Raw genomic sequence first — 23,464 nt, 5'->3', positions numbered from 1 at the left:
AATTCAACACGGTAACCACGATTTACCTGAATCTCCCCTTTATCATCAACCCAAGGAACACGAAACATGATAATTCTTTCAGGTTCTACTATTCTCTCTAAAATTTTTGCTTTTTTGTATTTAGGATTTTTTTCTATATAAGGCATTATACTCTCAACAACTTCTTGTACAGCTTGATGAAACTCTTTTTCACCAGGGTTTTTCTCAATGACTTTCTCCATGAACGCTTTTACGCTTTCTTCCATAAATTATTCCTCCGTTGTATTCGTGGTCCGTATCATACTCCATTATTAAAAGTTTAGTATGAAACTGATTTAAGGCGTTTACCAAATAGATTATTTATAGTTTTTTATGAGTTTTATCGTAAGGTATTAAAATATATTAATGATTCAAAACCCAACATTTGGGGGAAGTACTTTATTGAAAACAGTAGAGATCGATAGAATACTAGAGAAACACGAATACAAGAAATCTGCTTTAATACCAATATTGCAAGACATACAGGCTAAAAACCGATGGCTCCCCTGTAAGACTCTAAAATATGTTTCTGAAAAACTCGATGTCCCATTAATTGATGTATATAGTTTGGCCACATTTTATAAATCTTTTAGTTTAAAACCATGCGGAAAACATGTAATAACAGCTTGTTGTGGAACTGCTTGTCATGTAAGAGGAGGACCTAAGGTTTTACAAGAAATCCAAAACCAGTTGCATATCGGTGTTGATGAGACGACACCTGACCAAAAGTTTACTCTCGAAACAGTACGTTGTCTTGGTGCTTGTGCTCTAGGACCTTTAGTTGTTATCGATGGAAAGTATCATGGACAGATGAATCCAAAAAAAATTGCCTCTACTTTGAAGAAATATGCAAAGAAAAAGAAATGAGCAAAAAAAACTTCATATCTATTAAGAAAGTTGGTAGTAAATGAAAAAAATACAGAGAGTTGCTGATTTAAAACAAATCAAAGAGAATATTATTAAAAATATTAAAAAAGGAAAAACGCTGATAACAATCTGCGGGGGTACCGGTTGTAATGCTTCCGGTTGTGAAAAAGTTATATCTGCATTTAAAAAGGAGATTAAAAAACAAAAACTCCAAGACAAAGTAGATATCAAGGTCACAGGTTGCCATGGTTTTTGTGAAAAAGGGCCGATTGTTGTAATTCAACCAAAAGGAATTTTTTATAAGCAAGTAAAATCAAAGGATGCAAAAGATATACTCTCTGACACTATTGTAAATGGTAAAATAATTGACAGATTGCTCTATGTTGATCCACTAACCGATAAAAAGATTATTTATGAAAAAGATGTGCAATTTTACAAGCGACAAAAACGTATAGTTTTTGCAGATAATGGATTACTTGACCCGTATAAAATCGAGGATTATTTTGCAATTGGCGGCTATGAAGCAGCAGCAAAAGCGCTTAAAAGTATGAGTCCTGAAAAAATTATTGATGAAATTAAAAAATCTGGTTTAAGAGGAAGAGGAGGAGCTGGTTTTCCTACTGGACTTAAATGGGAATCGTGCAGAAAATCTAAAGGTGCTCAGAAATACATTATTTGTAATGCAGATGAAGGCGATCCTGGTGCATATATGGATCGTAGCCTTATAGAAGGTAATCCGTTTAGCATTCTTGAAGGGATGCTAATTGGTGCATATGCGATTGGAGCAAATCAGGGAATTATCTATGTTAGAGATGAGTACCCAATTGCAGTTAAAACCATGAGAAGTGCAATACAACAAGCGCGACAATATGGGCTGCTTGGTAAAAATATTCTTGATTCAGGTTTTGATTTTGATATGACTATTGTTAGAGGTGCTGGAGCTTTTGTTTGTGGAGAGGAAACAGCCCTCATAGCATCTGTTGAAGGCAGGAAAGGAGAACCACGACAACGACCGCCGTTTCCAACACAGAAAGGGTTGTGGGGCAAACCAACCAATATAAACAATGTAGAAACATGGGCAAATGTCCCATATATAATAAAAAAAGGATCAAAATGGTTTGCAAGTATAGGTACTGAAAAAAGCAAGGGAACAAAAATATTCTCTCTCGTCGGAAAAATTAACAACACAGGTCTTGTTGAAGTACCAATGGGTATAACACTAAAAGAAATGATTTACGGCATTGGCGGTGGTATCCCTGAAGGAAAATCCTTTAAAGCCGTACAAACCGGTGGTCCATCTGGTGGCTGTATACCAAAAGAATTGCTTGAAACTCCAATTGACTATGAGAAACTCAAAGAGGTCGGCTCCATCATGGGTTCTGGTGGGATGGTGGTGATGGATGAGGATACCTGCATGGTGGATGTTGCCAGATATTTCCTTGAGTTTTTACAGGATGAATCATGTGGAAAATGTTTATCTTGCCGCGAAGGAACAAAACGTATGGCAGAAATAATTACAGATATAACCAAAGGACAAGGAAAAGAAGGAGATATTGAATTATTAACAGAACTAGCAATTGTTGTGAAAGACACATCCATGTGCGGTCTTGGTCAAACTTCTGCAAATCCTGTTTTATCTACAATTAAATATTTCCGTGATGAATACGAGACACATATAATGGAGCGGAAATGCCCTGCTGGCGTTTGTCGAGATCTCTATATTTCTCCATGTCAGAATGCTTGCCCCGCTGGTATGAACGCACCAGGTTACATTTCATTAATTAGTGAAGGACGTTTCACTGAAGCACTATCTCTTGCGCTTGATACTAACCCGTTCCCTTCTGTTTGCGGGCGGATTTGTGACCATCAATGTATGTCAAAATGTCGACGAAACCAAATAGATGAACCTGTTGCTATAAGAGCATTGAAAAGATTCATTGGGGATTACGAAGAAAATGGTATTGATTACCCGCCGATAATCTACCCAAAGACGACAATGCCTTTTAAAGTAGCTATCGTTGGCGCTGGTCCTGCGGGGTTAAGCTGCGCATATTTCCTTGCAAGACTTGGTTACAAACCAACCGTATTTGAAAAACTACCTGTTGCAGGAGGAATGATGGCAGTCGCAATACCTGAATATCGACTGCCAAAGAAAATATTGCAACGAGAAATTGATAATATAAAGAAATTAGGGGTAGACATCAGACTGAACACACAGGTTGGGAAGGATATAACCATCTCTCAGTTATGGTCGCAAGGGTATCAAGCGTTTTTTATTGCGGTTGGAATGTATGGAGATAGACGACTAGGGATACCTGGTGAAAATTTAGAAAATGTAATCCAAGCTGTTGATTTACTTGAAAATATTAACCTTGATAAGCCAGTTGTTTCACCAGCTGGTAAAAAAGTTGTTGTAATTGGTGGAGGAAATTCCGCAATAGATGCTGCGAGAACCATGTTGCGGATGGGTGCTAGTAAAGTAACAATTTTGTACAGAAGAACAAGAAGAGAGATGCCTGCTTACAAAGAAGAAGTTGAAGCAGCTGAACATGAAGGTGTGGAGATTAGATTCTTAACAGCACCAGAAAAAATATTTGGTGAAAAGGGTAAAGTTAAAAGTATTGAATGTATAAAAATGAGACTCGGGGATTTTGATAATGAGGGGCGACAAAAACCAATTCCTATACCAAATAGTAACTTTTTCATTGATGCAGATATTGTAATTCCTGCAATTGGTGAGTTTTCAGATGTATCTGGACTTTTTACTGGCCTTGATGTAGAGACAAACCCTGATGGTACTGTTAAAACCGATAAATATGGACGGACAAGTATACCAGGTATATTTTCTGGTGGTGATGTAGCTTCCGGTCCGGCTACTGTTATTAATGCTGTTGCTGCTGGCGAGCGTGCCGCAGTAACAATTGATCAATATTTAACTAAAGACAGAACAAGAAAATACCCCTGGAGGGAGCATAAGAAGGTTGATACTTTCTTTGATCCTGAAGCAGAGCCAGTTAAATATGGTATGCAGAAACCAAGGGTCCTACCTCTATCTGATAGAAAAGGTGGCTTTCAAGAAGTAGAGATAGGCTATACAAAAGCTATTGCTATGAAAGAAGCAAAAAGATGCTTACGCTGTGATTTAGAGTTAGAGCTGCAAGAAAAACTTCGTGAAGAAAAGCCTTTGGAGGTGAGACGATGATTGAGTTTACAATAGATGGTATTCCTGTGCAAGTAGAGGAGGGTTCTACAATTCTTGATGCCGCACGTTTCTATGGAATTGAGATTCCTACGTTATGCCATCACGATGGATTAACTCCGTATGGTGCATGTCGTTTATGTGTTGTTGAAATTGGCAAGGGCGAAAACGCAAAACTAGTCTCATCATGTACTTATCCAGCAGAACAGGATTTATTTGTTCGAACAAACTCAAAACGCGTTGTCGCTGCTCGGAAGATGCTTGTTGAGTTGCTGGTCGCTCTATGTCCTTCATCAAAAACAGTTCAAGACCTTGCATCTGCTATGGAGGTTACAAAAGTTAGATTCAAAGTTGAACGCAATGATTGCATTTTATGCGGATTGTGCGTCCGTATGTGCGAAGAACAAATGATGGCAAAAGCAATAGGTTTTGTAAATCGGGGTAAAAACCGGAAAATCACAACACCATTTGATATGAAATCAGACGTATGTAGAACCTGTGGGGGCTGTATGTATATTTGCCCTGCCTGTGAGCTGCGCTGCCAAGGACCTAATGCTGAAACTGATTTATGCAATGCTTGTTTGAATGTTCAACCTGTTTGTTTAAAAGAAGAGGATAATAAAATGTGCTTCCTAAACACTTGTGGATGGTGTTATGAAGAACTAGGAAGAAAGAAGAAAAAAAAGGAATGATTTGAAAAAAAAAATAAAAAATTTGGAGGAAAAAATATGTCATTAACAAAAATAAATGCATCTGCAGCGACGCTTAGTAAAAATAGGACTGAGGGAGCCATTAATACACTTAGTGGTATGTGTGCCACTTGTGTCGATGGTTGTATTGGTATGTGTGAGATAGGCAAATCAGCCTATCGTGGGCACGAGGTGATATACCCCCAACCTTTTGGTATTATAACATCTGCCTGTGAAAAAATGTATCCCGTGGATCTATCACACTTCACAATATTGGGCGGAGTTGTTGGCGTATGGGGAATTGAAACTGACAGCGACAAAGCAATTTTTTCAAATGTAAACCTTGAGAGGACTGTTTGTAAAAATAACCCAATACGAGTAAAAATGCCGATAATAATACCTGGTCTTGGTTCAACTGCAGTTGCAAAGAATAATTGGGAGGGGCTTGCCATAGGCGCGGCATTAACTGGTATACCTCTTACCATCGGAGAAAATGTCTGTGGCATGGATCCTGACGCTGAGTTTGTAAAAGGAAAAGTGAAGCACTCACCTGATCTTGAGTGGAGAGTAAATCTCTATAAAAAATGGCAACGCGATGGCTATGGTGCAATCATTGTTCAAGCCAATGTAGAAGATACTAATCTTGGTGTCCATGAGTATGCTATATCTGAGCTTGACGTTGACGCAGTTGAACTAAAGTGGGGGCAAGGAGCAAAAAACATTGGTGGAGAAGTAAAGATTAAGGAACTTAAACGTGCCCAAGAATTGAAGAAAAGAGGATATGTTGTTCTACCGAATCCAACTGATAAGAATATTATTGCTGCCTTTGAAAAAGGAAGTTTCCGGGAGTTTGAGCGGCATTCACGTGTAGGCATGGTTTCAGAAGAATCATTTGTAAAAAGAGTAAAAGAATTAAGAGATTATGGTGCTAAACGTGTTTTTTTAAAAACTGGTGCATATAGACCTGCTGCACTTGCTCAAGCTGTTAAATATGCTTCGAAAGCAAAAATCGATTTACTCACGGTTGATGCTGCTGGTGGTGGAACAGGTATGAGCCCATGGCGTATGATGAATGAATGGGGTGTACCACAGGTTGAGTTACATTCTTTGCTTTACTATTATGTTGACAAGTTAGCCAAAAAAGGCGAATATGTACCGGATATAGCAATAGCAGGTGGTTTTACATTCGAAGATCAAATCCTGAAGGGTCTTGCTCTTGGTGCACCTTACTTTAAACTTGTGGGAATGGCACGTGGCCCACTTGCCGCAGCGATGGTCGGTAAAACTATTGGTAAAAAAATAAATGAATCCATGGTACCAGTATACATAGAAAGATTTGGAAACACTGCTGAAGAGATATTTGTCACAGCACCTTATTTAAAACAAAAACTTGGAAAAGATTTTGAAAAACTGCCAACAGGCGCAATGGGACTATACACATATATGGAGAGATTACACCAGGGCCTAAGACAGATTATGGCAGGTTGCAGAAAATTCACGTTGGACTATATTTCCAGAGATGATATAGCAGCGTTAACAAAGGAAGCAGCAGATATCAGTGGCATACCATATATTACAGATGTTGACAATAAAGAAGTAAATAAAATATTAGGTGACTGAGAGCACCTTTCTATTTTTTATTTTTGTTTTTTGATTTTAATAAATTAATTAAGTATTAAATAAAACATATTGCATTTAGAATAATGCAAAAAATTTTTTTTGCAGCTTGGAGGCATAGAGGATGGAATATAAGCTGGAAGTGCAAAATAAAACAAAGGATGATATTTTAGGTATTGTAAAAGAAAAAAACGTGGTTTTTATCAGATTACAGTTTGTTGATATTCTTGGTACACCAAAAAATATAATTATTCCCGCAAGTAGATTGGAGGAGGCGCTAGAAGATGGTATACCTTTTGATGGGTCATCTATAGCAGGATATGCAACTATTGAAGAGTCTGATAAAATCGCAAAACCAGACCCAAATAGTTTCGTGGTTCTTCCTGAAACCATAGAACAAAGAAAAACCGCAAAATTGAATTGCGATATATACGAGCCGAATGGTAAACGTTTTCCTGGTGATACCAAATATGTATTAGAAAAAATTGTAAACAAGGTAAAAGAAGCGGGTTATTTATATAACGTGGGACCCGAGTGTGAATTCTTTTTGTTTAAAAAAGATGGGGCAAACTCAACTTTGATACCAAATGATTACGCTGGTTATTTTGATTTGTCACATAGAGATTTAGCAGAGGGTGTTCGTGCAGACATATCTATTGCACTTGAAGAAATGGGTCTAACAACATATACATTTCACCATGAGGTGTCTCATGGCCAGCATGAAATAAATTTCAGGTATGATGATGCAATAGCCACAGCAGATAGAGTTATTACATTAAAGTATGTAACAAAAGTGATTGCTACAAAACATAATCTACATGCATCATTTATGCCTAAACCATTGTATGGTGTAAATGGATCTGGGATGCATACACATCATTCGCTTTTTACCCATGGTGGAGAAAATGCTTTTTATGACCCAAATGATAAAAATCAGTTAAGTCAAGTTGCGCGTTATTTCATCGGTGGGCTTTTAAAATATGTTAAAGAAATTTGTGTAATATTAAACCCAACTGTTAACTCTTATAAGCGGCTTGTTCCAGGGTATGAGGCGCCTACATATATTTCATGGGCGAATAGAAACCGGAGTGCACTTATTCGCATCCCTTCAAAAAGAGGAAAAAGCACAAGATGTGAACTACGTAATCCTGATTTGTCTGGTAACCCATATTTGCAGTTTGCTGTTATGCTTGCAGCAGGCTGGCGTGGCGTTGAAGAAAAAATTGAGCCACCGGAGCCTGTTGAAAAAAATATTTATGCTTTAACTGAAGAAGAACGAAAACAATATGGGATCGATGAGCTACCTGATAGCCTTGGTCATGCATTGTCATTAGCATCTAAAAGTGATTTTGTTAGAGGGATTTTAGGTGAACATATTTACGAGAACTTTTTGCATGTTAAACGTAGGGAGTGGGATGAATACAGAATGCAAGTAAGCAAATGGGAGATTGACAAATATTTACCGCTCTTGTAATTTAAGCTATCTTTGTATTAATTTATTTTTTAATCTTTACTTAGTTAAGTAAATCTTATAAATCAGTTTTTGTATTCTTAGCATGAGGTTTTCTTTATGGCGTTTGAAATGCAGGTTGTTAGTAACACGCCCTTGATTGGTGATGATGATCTAGATAGTGTTGCTAAAAAGTTTTTTGAGCAGATAGGTTATCTCTCAAAGGGTTCTGATCCTGATATACCTTATAGGCTTTTTGCAGATTTTTTCCTGAAGAACCCTACAAAGGCATGGTATGTTGAGGAGATTTCTGCTAAACTAAAAACGAGTAAACCAACTGTTTATAGGCATTTGAATAAACTCAAAGGTTTTGATATACTGGAAGAGACACAGGTCTTTGATGAGGTGAGTAAACAGAACAAAAAAGCATACCGTATGCGCTATGGAAACTTCCAGAAGGCATGGAATTTTGTGGAGGCACATATTAAAGTGGCTGTTGAGAATTATGGTAAAACAGTAGAGCACATCCAGAATTTAATTGAAAACAAACAGAAGGGGCGTGGTAAATAATGGATAAAAAACAGGAGCTGGAGCTAACAGAAGGGTCTTCTTATAAGATCACTTCTCTTGGCGGTAAAGATGCTGCTTTAGAGACAGAGGGGATCTTCAGGGGTTTTATTTCAATAGGTGTTGACGAAGTTGGTTTGTTGATGGAACTAGGTAGTGCACATGGTAAGATGGCTGGTAAAATCAGAATCATTCCCTTACATGTTCTGCTAGCCATTGATGTTTTGGAAGTTAAACCTAATGAGAAAAAAGAGGATGAAAAAAGGACTGCACATTACTTTAGTTAACAAAACCTATTTTTAATTTTTAAATATTATATTTTGCGCCAATTATTTATAATGGTTGCTTGTTTTTAAAGTTGGAAAATAATGACTAAAACAAAAAACCCGATTATACGCATGGATCATGTTAGCAAAAAATATAACGAATATGGCGTAGAGGTCATAGCCTTAAATAACGCATCTTTAGAGATTTACAAAGGCGAGTTTGTATCAATCATCGGCCCCTCAGGCTCTGGTAAATCAACCTTATTGCATTGCATGGGTCTGTTGGATCGACCCACATCAGGCACTATATACATCGACGGTAAGGACACCTCCAAGATATCTGGAAAAGAAATTGCTTTTTTTAGGGGAGAAAAACTAGGTTTTGTCTTTCAAAACTATAACCTTGTCCCTCGTTTAACTGTTTTAGAGAACGTGATGCTACCTGGTTTGATTATGGAAAAAGATGTGTCTGAGATTAAAAAAAGAGCAAACATGTTATTGAAAGAAGTTGGTATCGAGCATCGCGCTGACCACAAGGGCGTGCATCTATCAGGGGGCGAACAACAAAAAGTGGCTATAGCCAGGGCTCTAATTAATGATCCTGTGCTCATCCTAGCTGATGAGCCAACAGGTGCTCTCGATACAGAAAATAGTAAAGAAATAATGAACCTGCTAGTAGATGTTAACAGGAGGAGAAAGGTTACTTTTGTTTTTGTCTCCCATGATCTTGATATAGCCAGATATGGTAAAAGAACAATCGTGTTATCTGATGGTAGGATAGTTGGGGATACATCAAAAAACCATGAGGACTTCAAACTAATGGTTAATAAACTTGTTAAAATGGTGCATAAAAGTAGGTCCTTATGAACATCAGTAGACATCTTGCATGGGGTGAAATCAAGGAGCATAAACGCATCTACGCGATTATAATCATAGTTATTGCTCTAACTATGACTTCCTTTATGCTCGAGAATGCTTACTTGAATTATATGATGCAGGTAGTGGATGACACAACCAAGATCATAACATCTGACGCTATTATTACAGATAAAAGCTGCAACATAAGAGACCTCTATGGTACTGCAGTTGAGCTGAAGGATGCAAAAAAGATCGCTGACAAAATAGAGAGAGAATTACCTGGTTATAAGACTACTATACGGGTTACCGCCCAGGGAACCTATGGGTTGGGTACTACTGGTGAGGCAACAGATGGCTGTACAATACAGGGTATAGACCCTGCTAAAGACGACGAAATATCTGATATAAAGGACAAGATTGTTGCCGGTAGATTTTTCAATGAAAAAGACCCTATTTTAAGAGGACATACCCCTCTCTATATAACTGTGAAGGGACCAGGTGCCCTACCTGATTTCACATATGGGTCTGGTCAGAAGCTGTTCAAAGAAGAAGAACCTTATCCTATAATTGTGGGTGCTACAGCAGCAAAAATTCACCCATCAGTGGGCATCGGGAAAACGCTTTCTCTTACTATGAGTATGTCTGGTAGAGAAACCAGTTACGCTGTTATAACCGTGAAAGTAATAGGTATGTATGAGAGTGGTACGCCTACGCTTGATGCTCTTATATGGTTTATGCATGCTGACTCACTAAGAGAAATCAAAAGCTATGGTAAGATAACTGGTAGAGACTGGCATATACCTGGCGTTGGCACATTCCGTGGTTTTAACCCCATAGAAATTGATAGAAGCCGTGGTGATGTAATTTTAGTTAAAGCAGCTGATTCTGCACAGGGTTTTAACCCGATGGGGAGCTCCGACGAGATAAAAAACAACGTAAAAAGAGTTGCACCTGGCACCAATGTTTTTGGTTGGCACGACTTCCTAGTGTACATAGCTGGTTCAATGCAGGATGTCATAACCATAATGTTATGGGGCAGTATTGCTGTTACTCTCTTTTTATGTGGCGCTGCGATCAAATATGTTATGGATTCTATTGTTTTACGTAAAACAAGGGAGATTGGTACCCTCAAGGCTTTTGGCGCCCGTGACAGAGTTATTTTTAAAATGTTTCTTTATCAGGGTCTTATCATAGGTTTAATAGCTGGTATATTGGGCGTAATCCTGTCAGTGGTTGTGATGTATTTTGTTAACTGGTATGGTTTTAATGTACAGTCTATTGCTGGTACACAACTAAAAATTGGTTTTATTGTTAACTGGTTTACATTGTTGATCTCTATATTACTACCTGTTACTCTAGCTGTGTTAGCCGCTGCTATTCCCGCGAAGAAAGCATCTATGTTATCGCCTGTAGAGGCTTTGAGAAAAGGAGAGCTTTCTCTGTAATTTTCTATAAAAAAAAATTAAGATTTCTCTATGCTTATTTTTAGATAACACAAACGTTAATAAATCCGAAAAAGCTTAACAACTGTTAAAATATGGTTTATCTGGAGGGAAAAAAATATGAGGAAAAATAAGATATTTGTTTTAATAACAACATCTATAATTTTTACAGCCAGTATTTTGAGTGTTGCAGCATCCACTATTAAAAACCAAGTAACCAAAAACAGTGTAAATATACAAAAGCAAATAATTAGCGGTACTCCTAAACAGTGGTTGTTCACAGCGCAAATAAGTTTCACTCTCTATGAAGGCACAGGATGTGGTTGTAGCCCTATTCCTGATGCGCAAATAACTGCATTTGGTTTAGATGTAGATCATAATGACTCTGGAATTACTGATGATGATGGAATATGCATATTGGAATTAGAGATTAATGGTAACTATAGAGTGGAAATTCAGGCGGAAAACTATCAAATAATATTATTTGATTTTCTGGTAATTGATGATCAAAACTTTGTTTTCCATATGCAAGAGGACGAGGGTTCATCTAATGCAGTGTCTACTGTGTCTAACAATATGGGACAAATAATAGAGATTAGTAATTAGATTTGTAATTGGATTTAACTTGTTTTTGTTTTTTGTACGAAACAGTTACAGCTGTCTGATGTGTATACAGGGCGGCTGTAGCATGTACCTTTTCTAGGGTTGAATTTGTCAGGTCTATAATGTATACACTCTCCACATGTTTTTGTTAATAAATTATTTTGTGCATCTACCATATTTGGTTCCCTCCATTGTTACTGTAAGAGTATATTGTCCTTATAAATTTTGCTTGAAAAATTAGTTTTGTAGTTTTTAAAGAACCTTTAGGAGAGGGGTTTTTTTCATTTTGACATTTTGTCACGATATCTTTAAATACATTTATTGACAAAGAATAGCAAGCTACACGTTAACAATGCATACGGTAAGGTGGAAAGCAGCGAACATAAAAAAAAAAACAAAAAAACCAAATCTACAAAAAAAACACTGACAGATTCATAGAACTAGACATGCTCAGAGGGTTCGCAATAATCATCATGATATTCCTACATCTACTATGGGACCTAGATTATTTCGGCCTCATGCCCTTAAACAAACAGATATACAGAATACAACCAGCAATACCAACAGTCTTCTTCCTATTAGTAGGTATGTGCATGATAGTCAGCAGAAACAGAAAAAATGATTTATCAAAAACAGAACAAAAAAAATACGATTTACACCTTATAATACGTGGCTTAAAAATATTCGGCCTAGGCATGATACTAACAATAGCAACAATAATATTCATACCAGACAGACCAATAATATTCGGCGTACTCCACTGCATAGGCATATGCATCATATTAAGCACAATTTTCCTAAAAATAAAACCAACATACAACCTGATTATCTCAACTATACTAATGACACTAAGTTATTTCACAGCACGATACCCAATAGAAAACCCCAATTTATTACACATAGCAATCGGCTTACACCAAACAAACATAGGACAATACACCATCGACTACTTCCCACTAATACCCTGGCTAGGAGTATGCATACTTGGCATATCACTAGGTAGCTGGTTGTACAAAGACAACAAAAGAAGATTCCACATACCAGACCTATCAAAATACACACCTGTAAAGATATTCTCATGGCTAGGCAAACACTCCCTTGGAATCTACCTAGCACATCAACCAATAATAGCAGGCATAATACTAATGTACATCAGATTATAGACAACATCAACATCAAAAACTGTTTTAAAACTACACGCTTTCTCTATTAAAGTAAATAACAGCACAAGGTGTTTTTCATAACTGAAAAATACAAAATGTTCAAAAAAACTGTGAATAACATAGAATTCAAAATGCTAAGAAAGGATAAAGATTGCTGGATAAAAATTGCTCCATGCTCTAGAGCATCTACCCCAACCAGTTTACACATAATTTTAAACAAAGAGGAATACGGCTTTGATATCTATGACAGACATGGCAACGAGATGCATAATGTTTTTTTAAAAGGAAAAAACATCACACCAAGTTTCTACATTAAATCAGAACAGAACTGTTATAGAGTAGATTGCAAAAATAATGACATAAAAACTACACAAATTACCGAAAAACACAACATAGAAGAGTATCTAAAAAACAACTGTTCTTATGATTCACCACAAACAACCATCTGGGCAGTTAATATCTTTTACACAAAAACACCTGATAAACCACCTTTTGATATATTGTAAAAATTAGCTGATTACCATTTTTGCGCCTGTTATCATACACCAGATAAAGCCGGGGAAACAAGCTAATGATTCAGGAATAGCAACACCATCCAAGGGTATAACAAAAATTATTGATATGATTGCTAAAAACGCAAAAACAGTTGCAAGCAACCCAAGGTTTTTTTCGAATGATTTCTTTTTAGTTGTTAGTCCAATGATTATAAATGACAATGTCAACAGTATAAAGAATGAACTTGATGTAAAAAAATGTAAATAAAAAATTGTTTCTGGTATCAACCCGATTCCTATAAGTGCTAATGAACTAGCACAAAGAAGATATGCCCCTGTTTTGTTTGATAAAAATCTCATCAAACCTAATGAAAACATGAATGTTAGAACACCACCTAATATCATAGCGTTGTTAAAGAAAAAAGCGGAAACACCTTCTACACCGAGATCACTTAAAGCATGATTTGTCCATTCAAACCATGGGGAATAAACCATAGCCAAACCTATACCTGTGAATATAACTATAGGGATCAAAATACCACATATTCCTGCAACCTTTGTAATATCCTTTATTCTAATGCTCCCCCATTGCATATTTATTATATTATATCACATTTATTTAAATGTTTTATTATACACTTGTGTGCATCTTAATTTTTTGAAAAAATAATAAAGATTTATGTATCAAAAGCTTGTTACATGTTTTTGGGGGAATTTGGACCGACTAAAAAGGGTGGGTCTAATATTACTTGACTCGATTCCTCAAAAAACAGGTTTGTATTTGGAAAGTGAGGGGAACCAAATACATCTGATAAAAAACATGGAAAAAAGGAGAAGAAAAAGTGCCCGATTCCCCCACTTAACATTGGAAGAGGTTTTTTAAAAATTTATTTAAAAATTTAAAAATATCAAAAAAGGCCGCCTAAATTAAGCGGGTCTGCCCACGGAATTTATAGTTAGCAAGTTCCTTAAAAATCTCGTCTTCCTGCAAAATACCCATCAAATTCTCAGACGAAGGAGACACATTAATCTCCCTAGTCCTGCCATACCGCCCCTTTGATATAACCCGAGCGTTAAGAACACCGAGCATATCAAGCTCAGAGATAAGATCAGCAACTCTCCGCTGTGTCAAAACATCTGTCCTAGTTTTCTTACATAACTCTTTGTAGATCTCATATACCTCCCCAGTTGTTATAACACTAGGGGCATCTAGTTTCTTGTTATGCTTGTCCTGCAGCAAGATAGCAGTCAATATAAGCTTAGACTGAGTAGGAAGAGTACGAACAACTTCAGTTACACGATCAATCTCAATCTTGTTTTGCGCAAGCTTAACATGTTTCTTTGTTACCCTACTGGAATTACTACGCTCAGCAAGCTCCGTAGCCATCCTGAGAAGATCCAAGGCTCTACGAGCATCACCATGCTCCTGAGCAGCAAGAGCAGAACAAAGAGGGATAACATCATCATCAACAACACCATCTTTCAAAGCCTTAGCAGCCCGCTGCCTAAGTATATCCTGCAACTCATCAGCATTATAAGGAGGAAAAATCATATTCTCCTCACCAAGACTAGACTTAACACGCGGGTCAAGAAACTCAGTAAACTTCAAATCATTAGATATACCAACAATAGAAACCCTCGCATTTTTAAGATCACTGTTAATCCTAGATAAATTATACAAAGCCTCATCACCCTTAAGTTTATCGACCTCATCAAGAATAATAATAGTAACACCACCCTGTTCATCAATCATATGAGTCAGTTTAGAATACACCTCATCAGTAGGCCAACCAGTAAAAGGAATCCTCTCGGACCAGTCCTCAATAAAATGATTAGCAATATTCTGGAGTAGACGATACTGAGTATCAACAACCTCACAATTAATGTAAATAAAATTAACTTTTTTCCCTTTCTCCTCGCCCTTTTTTAAAAGTTCTTTACCAACAAATTTTGCAACAGCAGTCTTACCAGTACCTGTTTTCCCATAAATAAAAACATTTGATGGAGTCTCACCACGTAAAGCAGGTAAGAAAACAGAGGCCAACGAATTTATCTCTTTATCTCTATGAGGCAGTATCTCAGGCATATATGTATGCCTCATAACCTCTCTGTTCACAAACAGGCCATCTGTCTTCATTAGCCTGCCAAATATGTCACTGTTTACAGTATTCTTTATCGTAAAATCAATTCCTCCCTCACAAATTCGTAAACAATCATAGTTTATTAATTTTGTGAGAAAATCCAAACAATTTTCTATCTGATTTATATCTGTTGAAATAAAGCTATAGAGAGGCCTATATTTCCTGTGGAAAATATCATGTTTTATTAAATAAATTTTAAAATTTTTACAATAATATATTTTTAAAAATCAGAAGATTCAAATACTACTAAATTCATAACTATACGAATATACTCACGTCAAAATTTTTTTAATAAACAATATACTCAACAAACAGTTTTCCACACGAAACAAAGGGGTCTCCCCTTATGTTTTTTAAAAAAATTTTTGTTTTAAACTTTCTAGAAAAAAAAAATTAAAAAATAGGAAAAACAGGGGCAGCCCCTGCATCAGTTTTTTTTGTTTAAAGATTTTTTTTTAAACCCCAATAATCACTACGTCTTTAACAGATTTTATTGATTCAAATGGGAAAACCAAATGCCCTTGATTGTCAAGGTGATATAAACGTGGATCTACATCCTCTGATGGCTCAATAAGGATATTCAACAAGGCACCTGTTCTTTCGTCAACTGTAGAATTCCTAAGAATTCCAAGGTATAAGCCTTCTTCAGTCATCGCTGTTTTTCCTCTAAGATCACTTTCAAGTATCTTCATTATTTTTTTCCCTCCTTTTTTTATTATCCTCTTGTTTATTATAATAGGGTTAGATATATTGTATATCTTTATCTCTTTTATCCTTTTTGGCTAGACCACTGCCTATATCCTCTTTCACCCTAGAGTAATATTTCAATATATCCTCTGTTATCCCACCATGTATGGTTTTCATTGCTTGCTCGAAATGAGTCTTCTTCACTTCTTTTGCTTTGATGTCGCTTCTTAAAGCCAGCATCGCGGCTTCTCTGCAAAGTCCTTCTATGTCAGCACCAGAGTAATTGTTGCATTTCTCTGCCAATTCTTCTAATGAAACATCTTTTGCTAAAGGCATGTTTTTTGTATGAATCTTAAATATCTCAAGCCTTTCTTTTTTGTCTGGGGCAGGAATAAATATTAATCTATCAAACCTACCTGGTCTCAGTAAACCAGGATCTATGATATCAGGCCTGTTTGTCGCACCGATGATTACTACACCCTCCATACTCTCAAGACCATCGATACTTGTCAAAAGCTGGTTCACAACACTCTCAGTCACATGTGATCCTTCAAACATTCCACGACGAGGAGCTATAGAATCAATCTCATCCAGGAACACTATCGTCGGTGCTACCTGCCGTGCTTTCTTAAACAACTCACGTACTGCTTTCTCGCTTTCACCAACCCATTTACTCAAAACCTCAGGACCTTTTATTGATATAAAATTCGCCTTGGATTCACTAGCAACAGCTTTAGCTAAAAGCGTCTTCCCAGTACCAGGAGGACCATACAACAATATCCCACGAGGCGCAGTAATACCCATACGTTTGAAAACCTCAGGCTGTGTCAACGGCCACTCAACAGCTTCTTTCAATGCCTGTTTCACTTCATCTAAACCACCAATATCATCCCATGATACCTTCGGTATTTCAACGAAAAACTCCCTCATAGCAGAAGGATCAATACCACGATGAGCATTTTTGAAATCCTCCATAGTCACAGTCATCTTCTCAAGCATATCAACAGGAATCGGCTTCTCCAAATCAATCTCAGGTAAATAACGACGGAGAGCATTCATAGCAGCCTCCCTCGCCAACGCAGCCAGATCAGCACCAACAAAACCATAAGTGATATCAGCAAGCTCATCAAGATTACAATCCTCACTCATAGGCATACCACGAGTATGAATCTGCAAAATCTCCTTACGACCATTTCTATCAGGAACATCAATCCTAATTTCTCTATCAAAACGACCAGGTCTTCTCAAAGCAGGATCAATAGACTCAGGTATATTTGTTGCACCAATAACAATCAACTTCCCTCTACCCTTTAAACCATCCATCAAAGTAAGCAACTGAGACACAACACGCCTCTCCACCTCACCATGAACCTCACTACGTTTCGGCGCAATAGCATCAATTTCATCTAGGAAAATAATCGAGGGTGCATTTTTTTCAGCCTCCTCAAAAACCTTCCGCAGGTTTTCTTCGCTCTGACCATAAAACTTTGAGTTGTGCAATAAGAAATAGGGGCCCCCAACAAAACTATCTTTATCAACAGTGAAGTCATAGAGTTCTTGTTCCCCTAAGAAATTTATTGATTCTATCCTCTCCCATCCAATATCATTACGCATAAGTGTTTGGTATTCTTTTTTCAAAATAGTATCCATAATATTATTGTTTTCAGCTAACTTATAAAGAGTACTTAATGCATGTTTGGTTATATTACCCGCACCGTACACATAATAATCCTTGTTTCTGTATATCTTGTATGGTAGTTTGTTTTTTATTTCATTTATTAAAAGAGAAGGCGAGGGGAGATCTTGGAAATCTTTTATCCTTCTCACATCTTTTATCTTTTCTAGTTTCATCCTCTTATCTTTACTCGACGAACCTATTTCTAAAAACTTTTTCCGTCCTTCGTAGCCTCTAACAACCAACTCATATACACGTCCTTTTGGTGTGTTATGCTCACCGATTTTTGATGATATCCCTAGTTTTATTTGAAGCAATGCTTGAAGTTCTTGTATAAAATCTTTAGAAACACTGAACAGTTTTGGTGTTGGATAATGATTTGTCATTGCAACCGTACCATCTCCATCAAAATAACCACGAATGAAAGCCTTTATTTCGTTTCTTGGCAGTTTATAAAAATAGCCAGGTATGTGGAGTTTATTATCATACCTGAACTCAAGATGGTTTAGGAACGCAATGAGCGTTTTCGAATATACTACTACTCTACCATCATTATATTCCTTGCTTTTTGTAATATTAAATACGCGCTTTAACAAATGTTTGAATTTTTTCCGCAGATGTTCATTGTTGTTTGAGAAAGCAACACTCTCTCCTCTTTTACAGATACTCCCATCAGAGATAAGCAGCCCAAGAAACTCCATTAGTTCTTCAGAAGTAGTAGCGGGTAAGTTTATGATGTTACTCCTTGTCAGATTCCTGTTTTTTAACGTATAACCCTTACCGATTTTCATGATATTTTCTATTTTTTCGGGACGTATCTTGTAACTTTTTTCTTTTGTTTCAATCTCATTTAATCGCGCAATATAATCCCCTTTCTTGAGGTCTGTTACTCCCTTCCAGACAAGATCGCCTGCGTCATAGACAAGGAATGGCTGGTTTTGAGATGCTTTTATTTCGTTACCATCACTAATTTTTATTTTATATGTTGGTGCAGAAAGTTTTGTTATATGTGTTATTTTCGCACGAGAGATTTTTCCATCCTTAAATGCATATGTTGACAAAGGACGATTGAGTTCAACAGTCACATTTTTTCCATTCGTATGTATTATTCCTTTCTCATCAAAAACATCTTTCACTTTAATCTGGCCCTGAGGGTTTGTAAAGATCTTTGTTTCGCCATCGACACACATTATTTCCGGGCCATTAATTGTATAAAAGCTTGCACCAGACTCGTTTGCCACTGCTTTTGCAATAAGTGTTTTTCCAGTACCTGGAGGCCCATAAAGTAAAACCCCTTTAGGCGGATCAATACCAAGTCTATCAAAAAGCTCAGGGTGCTTTAATGGTAACTCAATCATCTCACGAACCTTCAAAATCTCATCATGAAGACCACCTATGTCCTCGTAGCTAACCCTTGGGCCTTCAAGCTCAGTTGTTTTAGCCGCCTCTTCCTTAACATTTATTGAAGTTTCTTCGTTGATTAACACAATTCCACTAGGTGAAGTATTAATAACAACAAAAGGAAGAGAGCTACCAAACAATGCTATACCAGGTATGATAACAACATCCCCTTTTGTGAGAGGGCGTTTCAACAAACCCTTCTTCACTAAGATCTCGATCCCAGCTCCAAACTGGATTTGTTGCCCCTCAGAAATCAATGGTGCTAGAGTAACCTCTCTAGCCTCTTTTGGTGCCGCTCGTCTAATTTTTACACGATCACCTAAACCAGCCCCAGCATTTTTCCTAGTTAAATTATCTAAACGAATTATCTTTTTACCCTCATCTGAAGGGTGTGCCCTCCAAACAATAGCTGCGGTTGTTTTTGTCCCCTCTATTTCAATGACATCACCTATTGACAACTCCAGTTCTATTCGTGTTTCGTTATCAATTCTCGCTCTACCATATCCTACATCTTGTTGAAAAGCCTCTGATACTTTTAACTCAACATCGTTTTGTTTCATGTTTTTCGCTCCCACCAAAGAACGTTTAGTTTCAAGCAAAGAATAGGCGCTCTAATATAAATTTTTCTACACAACAGGAGAGAAAGGTACAACTTGTTTGATTTTTTAATTAAAAGTACAGGTTGAAAGGATTTACCCCCGAGCTAGTCAATAGTTTTAGACCAAAGGCAGCTTCCCACCCAAACCATCTGTAAGATCTATGTTTTGTTTGGTTTTTCCCGAACATTTTCCAGCCTTTTATATATCTAATTGGGGAATATAGTATTAGATAAAATATGATGAACTATGATAAAGAAAGAAATATGTGCAGTCTTAAAACTTTGACTTTGTATCGTGACGCGTTGTATTTTCATCTGATACATAGAGGATATACAACTAAACAAGCTGAGTTAGTGAGGTTTCAGCTAGAACTAACAAGCGAGGTGTAAGTAATGAGCAATGAAGTAAAACAGTTTATAGCATTGCTTATTGTCGTCTCAGTTCTTATTATTATAGCTAAGCTCCTCTCAGAAGGAGCTGTTTTATCCTAGTAGAAATATTTAAATAATGTAATATATTTTAAATTGATAAATAATGCAACTAAAATATATATCAATAATATTTTCAGTTGCTGGAATTGTATTTTTATATTTTTTATCAACACTATCACAACCAACAATAATAGAATTAAATGAAATAAGCAAATACGAAGGAAAACAAGTAATCTTAGAAGGAATAGTAACAGAAACTTACACAACAAAATATGATAGCCAGATAATCACAATAGAAAACAACAATTTTTCAACAAAAATATTTGTAGAAGGTGAATTGGACATTGATTATGGCGATAAAATACAAGCAACTGGGAAGGTACAGGTGTATAAGGGCGAGTGGGAGGTTGTAGTTAACAACAAACGTTTTGTTAGAATATTGCAAAAATGGCAAAACATTACAATACCTTTGAAACAATTAGCAGAGACGCCTGAGAAATATAAGGGTTTAAACATTAATGTAACAGGTTATGCTGATACAATTTATGAGACATATTTTTATCTTGTTGACCCTGAGGGAAAATATTCTATTGTTGTTACTTTTAACCCTCTTTATTATAACTTTACTATAAACCAGAAACTATATGTCGCAGGTAGATTTGTTTTTGATGTAAATAATTTCAGATATAACCTTGAGGTGGGTGATGAAAGAAACCATGGTATTTTTGTGGTAGGTGAATGAGCAGGTGTTAGATCTCCTCCTCATTATTTTGTTTTGTGTCCTCGGTGTTATAACAGGTATAGCAACAGGAATTCTACCAGGTTTGCATGTAAACAATGTAGCTCTTATCTTCTTGTCTTTATCAGGAACAATAGTTGCTTCCCTAGGTTTCCTTTTCAACTATGGTATAACTGAGCAGTTCATATTGATTTTAATCTGTGTTTACATCACAGCTACGTCTCTGTCACATACATTCCATGACACAATACCAAGTACTTTCCTAGGTGCACCAGAGGAGGACACAGCATTATCGGTTCTACCAGCACACTCTCTTCTATTAGAAGGTAAAGGCTACGAGGCAGTAGCTCTTTCAGCGCTAGGAAGCTATGGCGCTGTTCTATTTTGTTTCCTAGTTCTATACCCTGTTCGCTTCTTAGTAGGCAGCCCGGTATATTTGTATTCTGTGTTAAGAGAAATAATGGTTTGGGTTCTTATTGCAATATCTATTTTGCTTATAGCAACAGAAAAAGGTAGAATCGAACTTTTTGGGGTAAATCATGGAAAAATACCATATGTTTTTGGGATGTTATTTGCATTTATGATATTTATCATCTCAGGCATTTTTGGTCTGGTTATATTTGACTGCCCAGTTGACTCACCAATAGGTTTGTCATCCTCTGTTCTTTTCCCAGCCCTTGCAGGGCTCTTTGGGTTACCAACGTTACTAACATCTATTATGACAAAACCAAAAATACCCCCGCAAATAATAGAAAAAATCGAACTTGACAAGAAAGCAAAAAAATCATCTATTATCTCTGTTGCTACAGGTAGTTTAGCAGGCATACTAGTCTCACTGATCCCAGGTATAAGCTCCTCAACAGGCACAATACTGGCTATGACTGCTAGGGGTGAATCAGATAGAAAACAAATCATAATTACGTTATCATCAGTGAACACAGCATGCGGTTTTTTTGTGATCGTAGCATTATTCGTAATACTACGGGCTAGAAGCGGTGCAACAATAGCTGTAGGTGAACTAATTGCTTTAGAGGAATGGTCATCCATAATGATGCCAACAAACCTAATCTACCTATTAATGGCAATAATACTATCAGGTGTACTATCATATTTTTTAACACTAAAAATAGGCAAGATATTTGCAAAACATTTCGCAAACGTACCATATGCGTTGTTGATAAAAATCACAATAGCATTTGTTATAATACTCACGTATCTTTTCACAGGAGTTATAGGTATACTTATATTGCTAGTAGCAACATTCATAGGTTTATTACCAGTACAATGGGATGTACGTAGAAGCCACTGCATGGGAATACTATTGATCCCGATTATTCTGTATTTTCTGTAAAAACCATGTTTTCAATCTCATCAAAACAATCCTCAAAATCAACACCGTATTCTTTTGCAACTAATAAAGCTGCAACACCATCTGAAATGTTTTTTTCTTCTGAGATTTTACTAATTCTTTCAGAAACCTCAGTATCATTAAAACCAGTTTTCTCAGATATCCTCGCTATTATTGTTTTCATAGCATCCAGCTTAACCTCTTTTTCTAAAACAGTTTGTTTTGCTGGGCTGAAACCAACAGGCACTACAACTTTTTTATAATCAAAACATGGCGTTAACTTGTTACCTTTTTTTTCTAAAAGCCTCTGCTGCAATGCTATGTTCACAAAAGCCTTTGCTTGATTTGGCGTGAACCATTTTAGATCCATAGACAAAGGAAGATAAATCTCGGCAGCAGATAATTCCTCTTTACCACTGCGTTTAAAAAGAAAAGACAATATTATTTGCATCTCTAAATCAGCCATCAACATTCACCTGTTTTCCTTGGTACAATAGAATACCAGTTACGCCAATGTTTTCCCAATATTTGGTGTTTCCTCTTTCATCATCAAAAACATATACACTGAGTCTTTTACAAAGATTCTTCAATAACTCACAAAGCTTAAAATCCTTCTCAAACTGTTTCCTGTTGTTACATATAACTAAACCATCTATGTAAGATGGCATATAAAGAACAGGTTTCTCCTCCTTCTGTAGATCAACATAACTATAAATCAAACAATCGGTAAAATTTTTAACATCAGGTAAATCATTTGATGCAAACAAATTTTTTCTGATTACTACATTTGATGCTCCACCTATAACAATGTCAACAACATCATCAAGTATCCGAGGACCAGCGTCCACCCATATAGAATAATGCTCTGACAAAACCTGATATATCGAAAACTCAGGTTTATTTTCCTCTATCCCATCATAATCCCAAATATAAATTTCTTCATCTGCTTTAATTTCTTCAAAAATCTGACTTATTAATACAATTTTTTCATCCTGTTTTACCCACATCTTTTTGTTTTTAATAAATACTACTGGGATAATTTTCATAAAACTAGCAAATAACAATGCTACTAAAAACTTTTAGATAAATACAAAAAAATGAGAAGAAAAAAAAAAAAACAGTTTTTTTTATTTCAATCATAAGCGTTTTTCTACTTCTGCGATTTTTAACCTGGTTTTGATAACTGTATCAGGATTTAAAGAAATACTAT

General features: G+C 36.4%; 20 protein-coding genes and 2 pseudogenes. 14 read left to right on the top strand and 8 right to left on the bottom strand.

Annotation, left to right across the window (positions count from 1 at the left end; genetic code table 11):
* Window positions 1-245: glutamate dehydrogenase (locus tag QHH19_01780; protein ID MDH7517063.1), on the bottom strand; the 245-nt coding region annotated here is incomplete at its 3' end.
* Between the two features lie 175 nt (window positions 246-420).
* Between QHH19_01780 and QHH19_01775 the strand changes: the two genes are divergently transcribed.
* The 12 genes from QHH19_01775 to QHH19_01720 all read left to right on the top strand — a co-directional run bounded on the left by QHH19_01775 (window position 421) and on the right by QHH19_01720 (window position 13,245).
* The gene (locus tag QHH19_01775) at window positions 421-885 is read left to right on the top strand and encodes an NAD(P)H-dependent oxidoreductase subunit E (GenBank protein MDH7517062.1); all 465 of its coding nucleotides are present in this window, start codon (window positions 421-423) and stop codon (window positions 883-885) included.
* A 40-nt stretch (window positions 886-925) separates the two neighbouring features.
* Window positions 926-4,087, top strand: a complete 3,162-nt coding sequence (gene nuoF, locus QHH19_01770) for an NADH-quinone oxidoreductase subunit NuoF (protein ID MDH7517061.1) — start codon at window positions 926-928, stop codon at window positions 4,085-4,087.
* A complete protein-coding gene (locus QHH19_01765; GenBank protein MDH7517060.1) occupies window positions 4,084-4,776 on the top strand; it encodes a 2Fe-2S iron-sulfur cluster-binding protein in 693 nt (230 codons plus the stop codon). The genes nuoF and QHH19_01765 overlap by 4 nt, the downstream gene beginning before the upstream one ends.
* A 36-nt stretch (window positions 4,777-4,812) precedes the next feature.
* Window positions 4,813-6,393 (top strand): FMN-binding glutamate synthase family protein, encoded by a 1,581-nt coding sequence (locus QHH19_01760; GenBank protein ID MDH7517059.1) that lies wholly within the window; start codon window positions 4,813-4,815, stop codon window positions 6,391-6,393.
* A 121-nt stretch (window positions 6,394-6,514) separates the two neighbouring features.
* Complete coding sequence (gene glnA / locus QHH19_01755) at window positions 6,515-7,864, top strand: type I glutamate--ammonia ligase (GenBank protein ID MDH7517058.1); 1,350 nt, start codon at window positions 6,515-6,517, stop codon at window positions 7,862-7,864.
* A 96-nt stretch (window positions 7,865-7,960) separates the two neighbouring features.
* Complete coding sequence (locus QHH19_01750; protein ID MDH7517057.1) at window positions 7,961-8,410, top strand: ArsR family transcriptional regulator; 450 nt, start codon at window positions 7,961-7,963, stop codon at window positions 8,408-8,410.
* Window positions 8,410-8,694: a hypothetical protein gene (locus tag QHH19_01745; protein MDH7517056.1), complete on the top strand. Its 285-nt coding sequence runs from the start codon at window positions 8,410-8,412 to the stop codon at window positions 8,692-8,694. Before QHH19_01750 ends, QHH19_01745 begins: the two co-directional genes overlap by 1 nt.
* 81 nt (window positions 8,695-8,775) lie before the next feature.
* Window positions 8,776-9,540, top strand: a complete 765-nt coding sequence (locus QHH19_01740; GenBank protein MDH7517055.1) for an ABC transporter ATP-binding protein — start codon at window positions 8,776-8,778, stop codon at window positions 9,538-9,540.
* The gene (locus QHH19_01735; protein MDH7517054.1) at window positions 9,537-10,976 is read left to right on the top strand and encodes an FtsX-like permease family protein; all 1,440 of its coding nucleotides are present in this window, start codon (window positions 9,537-9,539) and stop codon (window positions 10,974-10,976) included. Before QHH19_01740 ends, QHH19_01735 begins: the two co-directional genes overlap by 4 nt.
* 117 nt (window positions 10,977-11,093) lie before the next feature.
* A complete protein-coding gene (locus tag QHH19_01730) occupies window positions 11,094-11,579 on the top strand; it encodes a hypothetical protein (GenBank protein MDH7517053.1) in 486 nt (161 codons plus the stop codon).
* Between the two features lie 431 nt (window positions 11,580-12,010).
* Window positions 12,011-12,739, top strand: coding sequence for a heparan-alpha-glucosaminide N-acetyltransferase (locus QHH19_01725; protein ID MDH7517052.1), 729 nt, complete (start codon window positions 12,011-12,013; stop codon window positions 12,737-12,739).
* Window positions 12,740-12,849: 110 nt separating this feature from the next.
* Window positions 12,850-13,245, top strand: coding sequence for a hypothetical protein (locus QHH19_01720; protein ID MDH7517051.1), 396 nt, complete (start codon window positions 12,850-12,852; stop codon window positions 13,243-13,245).
* A 3-nt stretch (window positions 13,246-13,248) separates the two neighbouring features.
* On the opposite strand, the gene QHH19_01715 is transcribed toward QHH19_01720, so the two are convergent.
* The 5 genes and pseudogenes from QHH19_01715 to QHH19_01695 all read right to left on the bottom strand — a co-directional run bounded on the left by QHH19_01715 (window position 13,249) and on the right by QHH19_01695 (window position 19,697).
* Window positions 13,249-13,827 (bottom strand): DUF998 domain-containing protein, encoded by a 579-nt coding sequence (locus QHH19_01715; protein MDH7517050.1) that lies wholly within the window; start codon window positions 13,825-13,827, stop codon window positions 13,249-13,251.
* Between the two features lie 328 nt (window positions 13,828-14,155).
* Window positions 14,156-15,409: an ORC1-type DNA replication protein gene (locus QHH19_01710; GenBank protein ID MDH7517049.1), complete on the bottom strand. Its 1,254-nt coding sequence runs from the start codon at window positions 15,407-15,409 to the stop codon at window positions 14,156-14,158.
* 420 nt (window positions 15,410-15,829) lie between these two features.
* Complete coding sequence (locus tag QHH19_01705; protein MDH7517048.1) at window positions 15,830-16,066, bottom strand: PRC-barrel domain-containing protein; 237 nt, start codon at window positions 16,064-16,066, stop codon at window positions 15,830-15,832.
* A gap of 49 nt (window positions 16,067-16,115) precedes the next feature.
* Window positions 16,116-17,552, bottom strand: a pseudogene (locus tag QHH19_01700) (AAA family ATPase).
* 12 nt (window positions 17,553-17,564) lie between these two features.
* A pseudogene (locus QHH19_01695) lies at window positions 17,565-19,697 on the bottom strand (LAGLIDADG family homing endonuclease).
* A 573-nt stretch (window positions 19,698-20,270) separates the two neighbouring features.
* Between QHH19_01695 and QHH19_01690 the strand changes: the two are divergent.
* Window positions 20,271-20,909: a hypothetical protein gene (locus QHH19_01690; GenBank protein MDH7517047.1), complete on the top strand. Its 639-nt coding sequence runs from the start codon at window positions 20,271-20,273 to the stop codon at window positions 20,907-20,909.
* Window positions 20,910-20,913: 4 nt separating this feature from the next.
* Window positions 20,914-22,257 (top strand): tripartite tricarboxylate transporter permease, encoded by a 1,344-nt coding sequence (locus QHH19_01685; protein ID MDH7517046.1) that lies wholly within the window; start codon window positions 20,914-20,916, stop codon window positions 22,255-22,257.
* Here QHH19_01685 and QHH19_01680 read toward each other — a convergent pair.
* Both QHH19_01680 and QHH19_01675 read right to left on the bottom strand, forming a co-directional pair.
* On the bottom strand, window positions 22,238-22,720 hold the full coding sequence (locus tag QHH19_01680; protein MDH7517045.1) for a DUF2240 family protein: 483 nt from the start codon (window positions 22,718-22,720) through the stop codon (window positions 22,238-22,240). The genes QHH19_01685 and QHH19_01680 overlap by 20 nt on opposite strands.
* The gene (locus tag QHH19_01675) at window positions 22,713-23,300 is read right to left on the bottom strand and encodes a hypothetical protein (GenBank protein MDH7517044.1); all 588 of its coding nucleotides are present in this window, start codon (window positions 23,298-23,300) and stop codon (window positions 22,713-22,715) included. The genes QHH19_01680 and QHH19_01675 overlap by 8 nt, the downstream gene beginning before the upstream one ends.
* Window positions 23,301-23,464: the final 164 nt, after the last annotated feature.

This window comes from Candidatus Thermoplasmatota archaeon, from assembly GCA_029907305.1.
GTDB lineage: Archaea > Thermoplasmatota > E2 > DHVEG-1 > DHVEG-1 > JARYMC01.
This window is presented reverse-complemented; position numbering and strand designations above follow the sequence as displayed.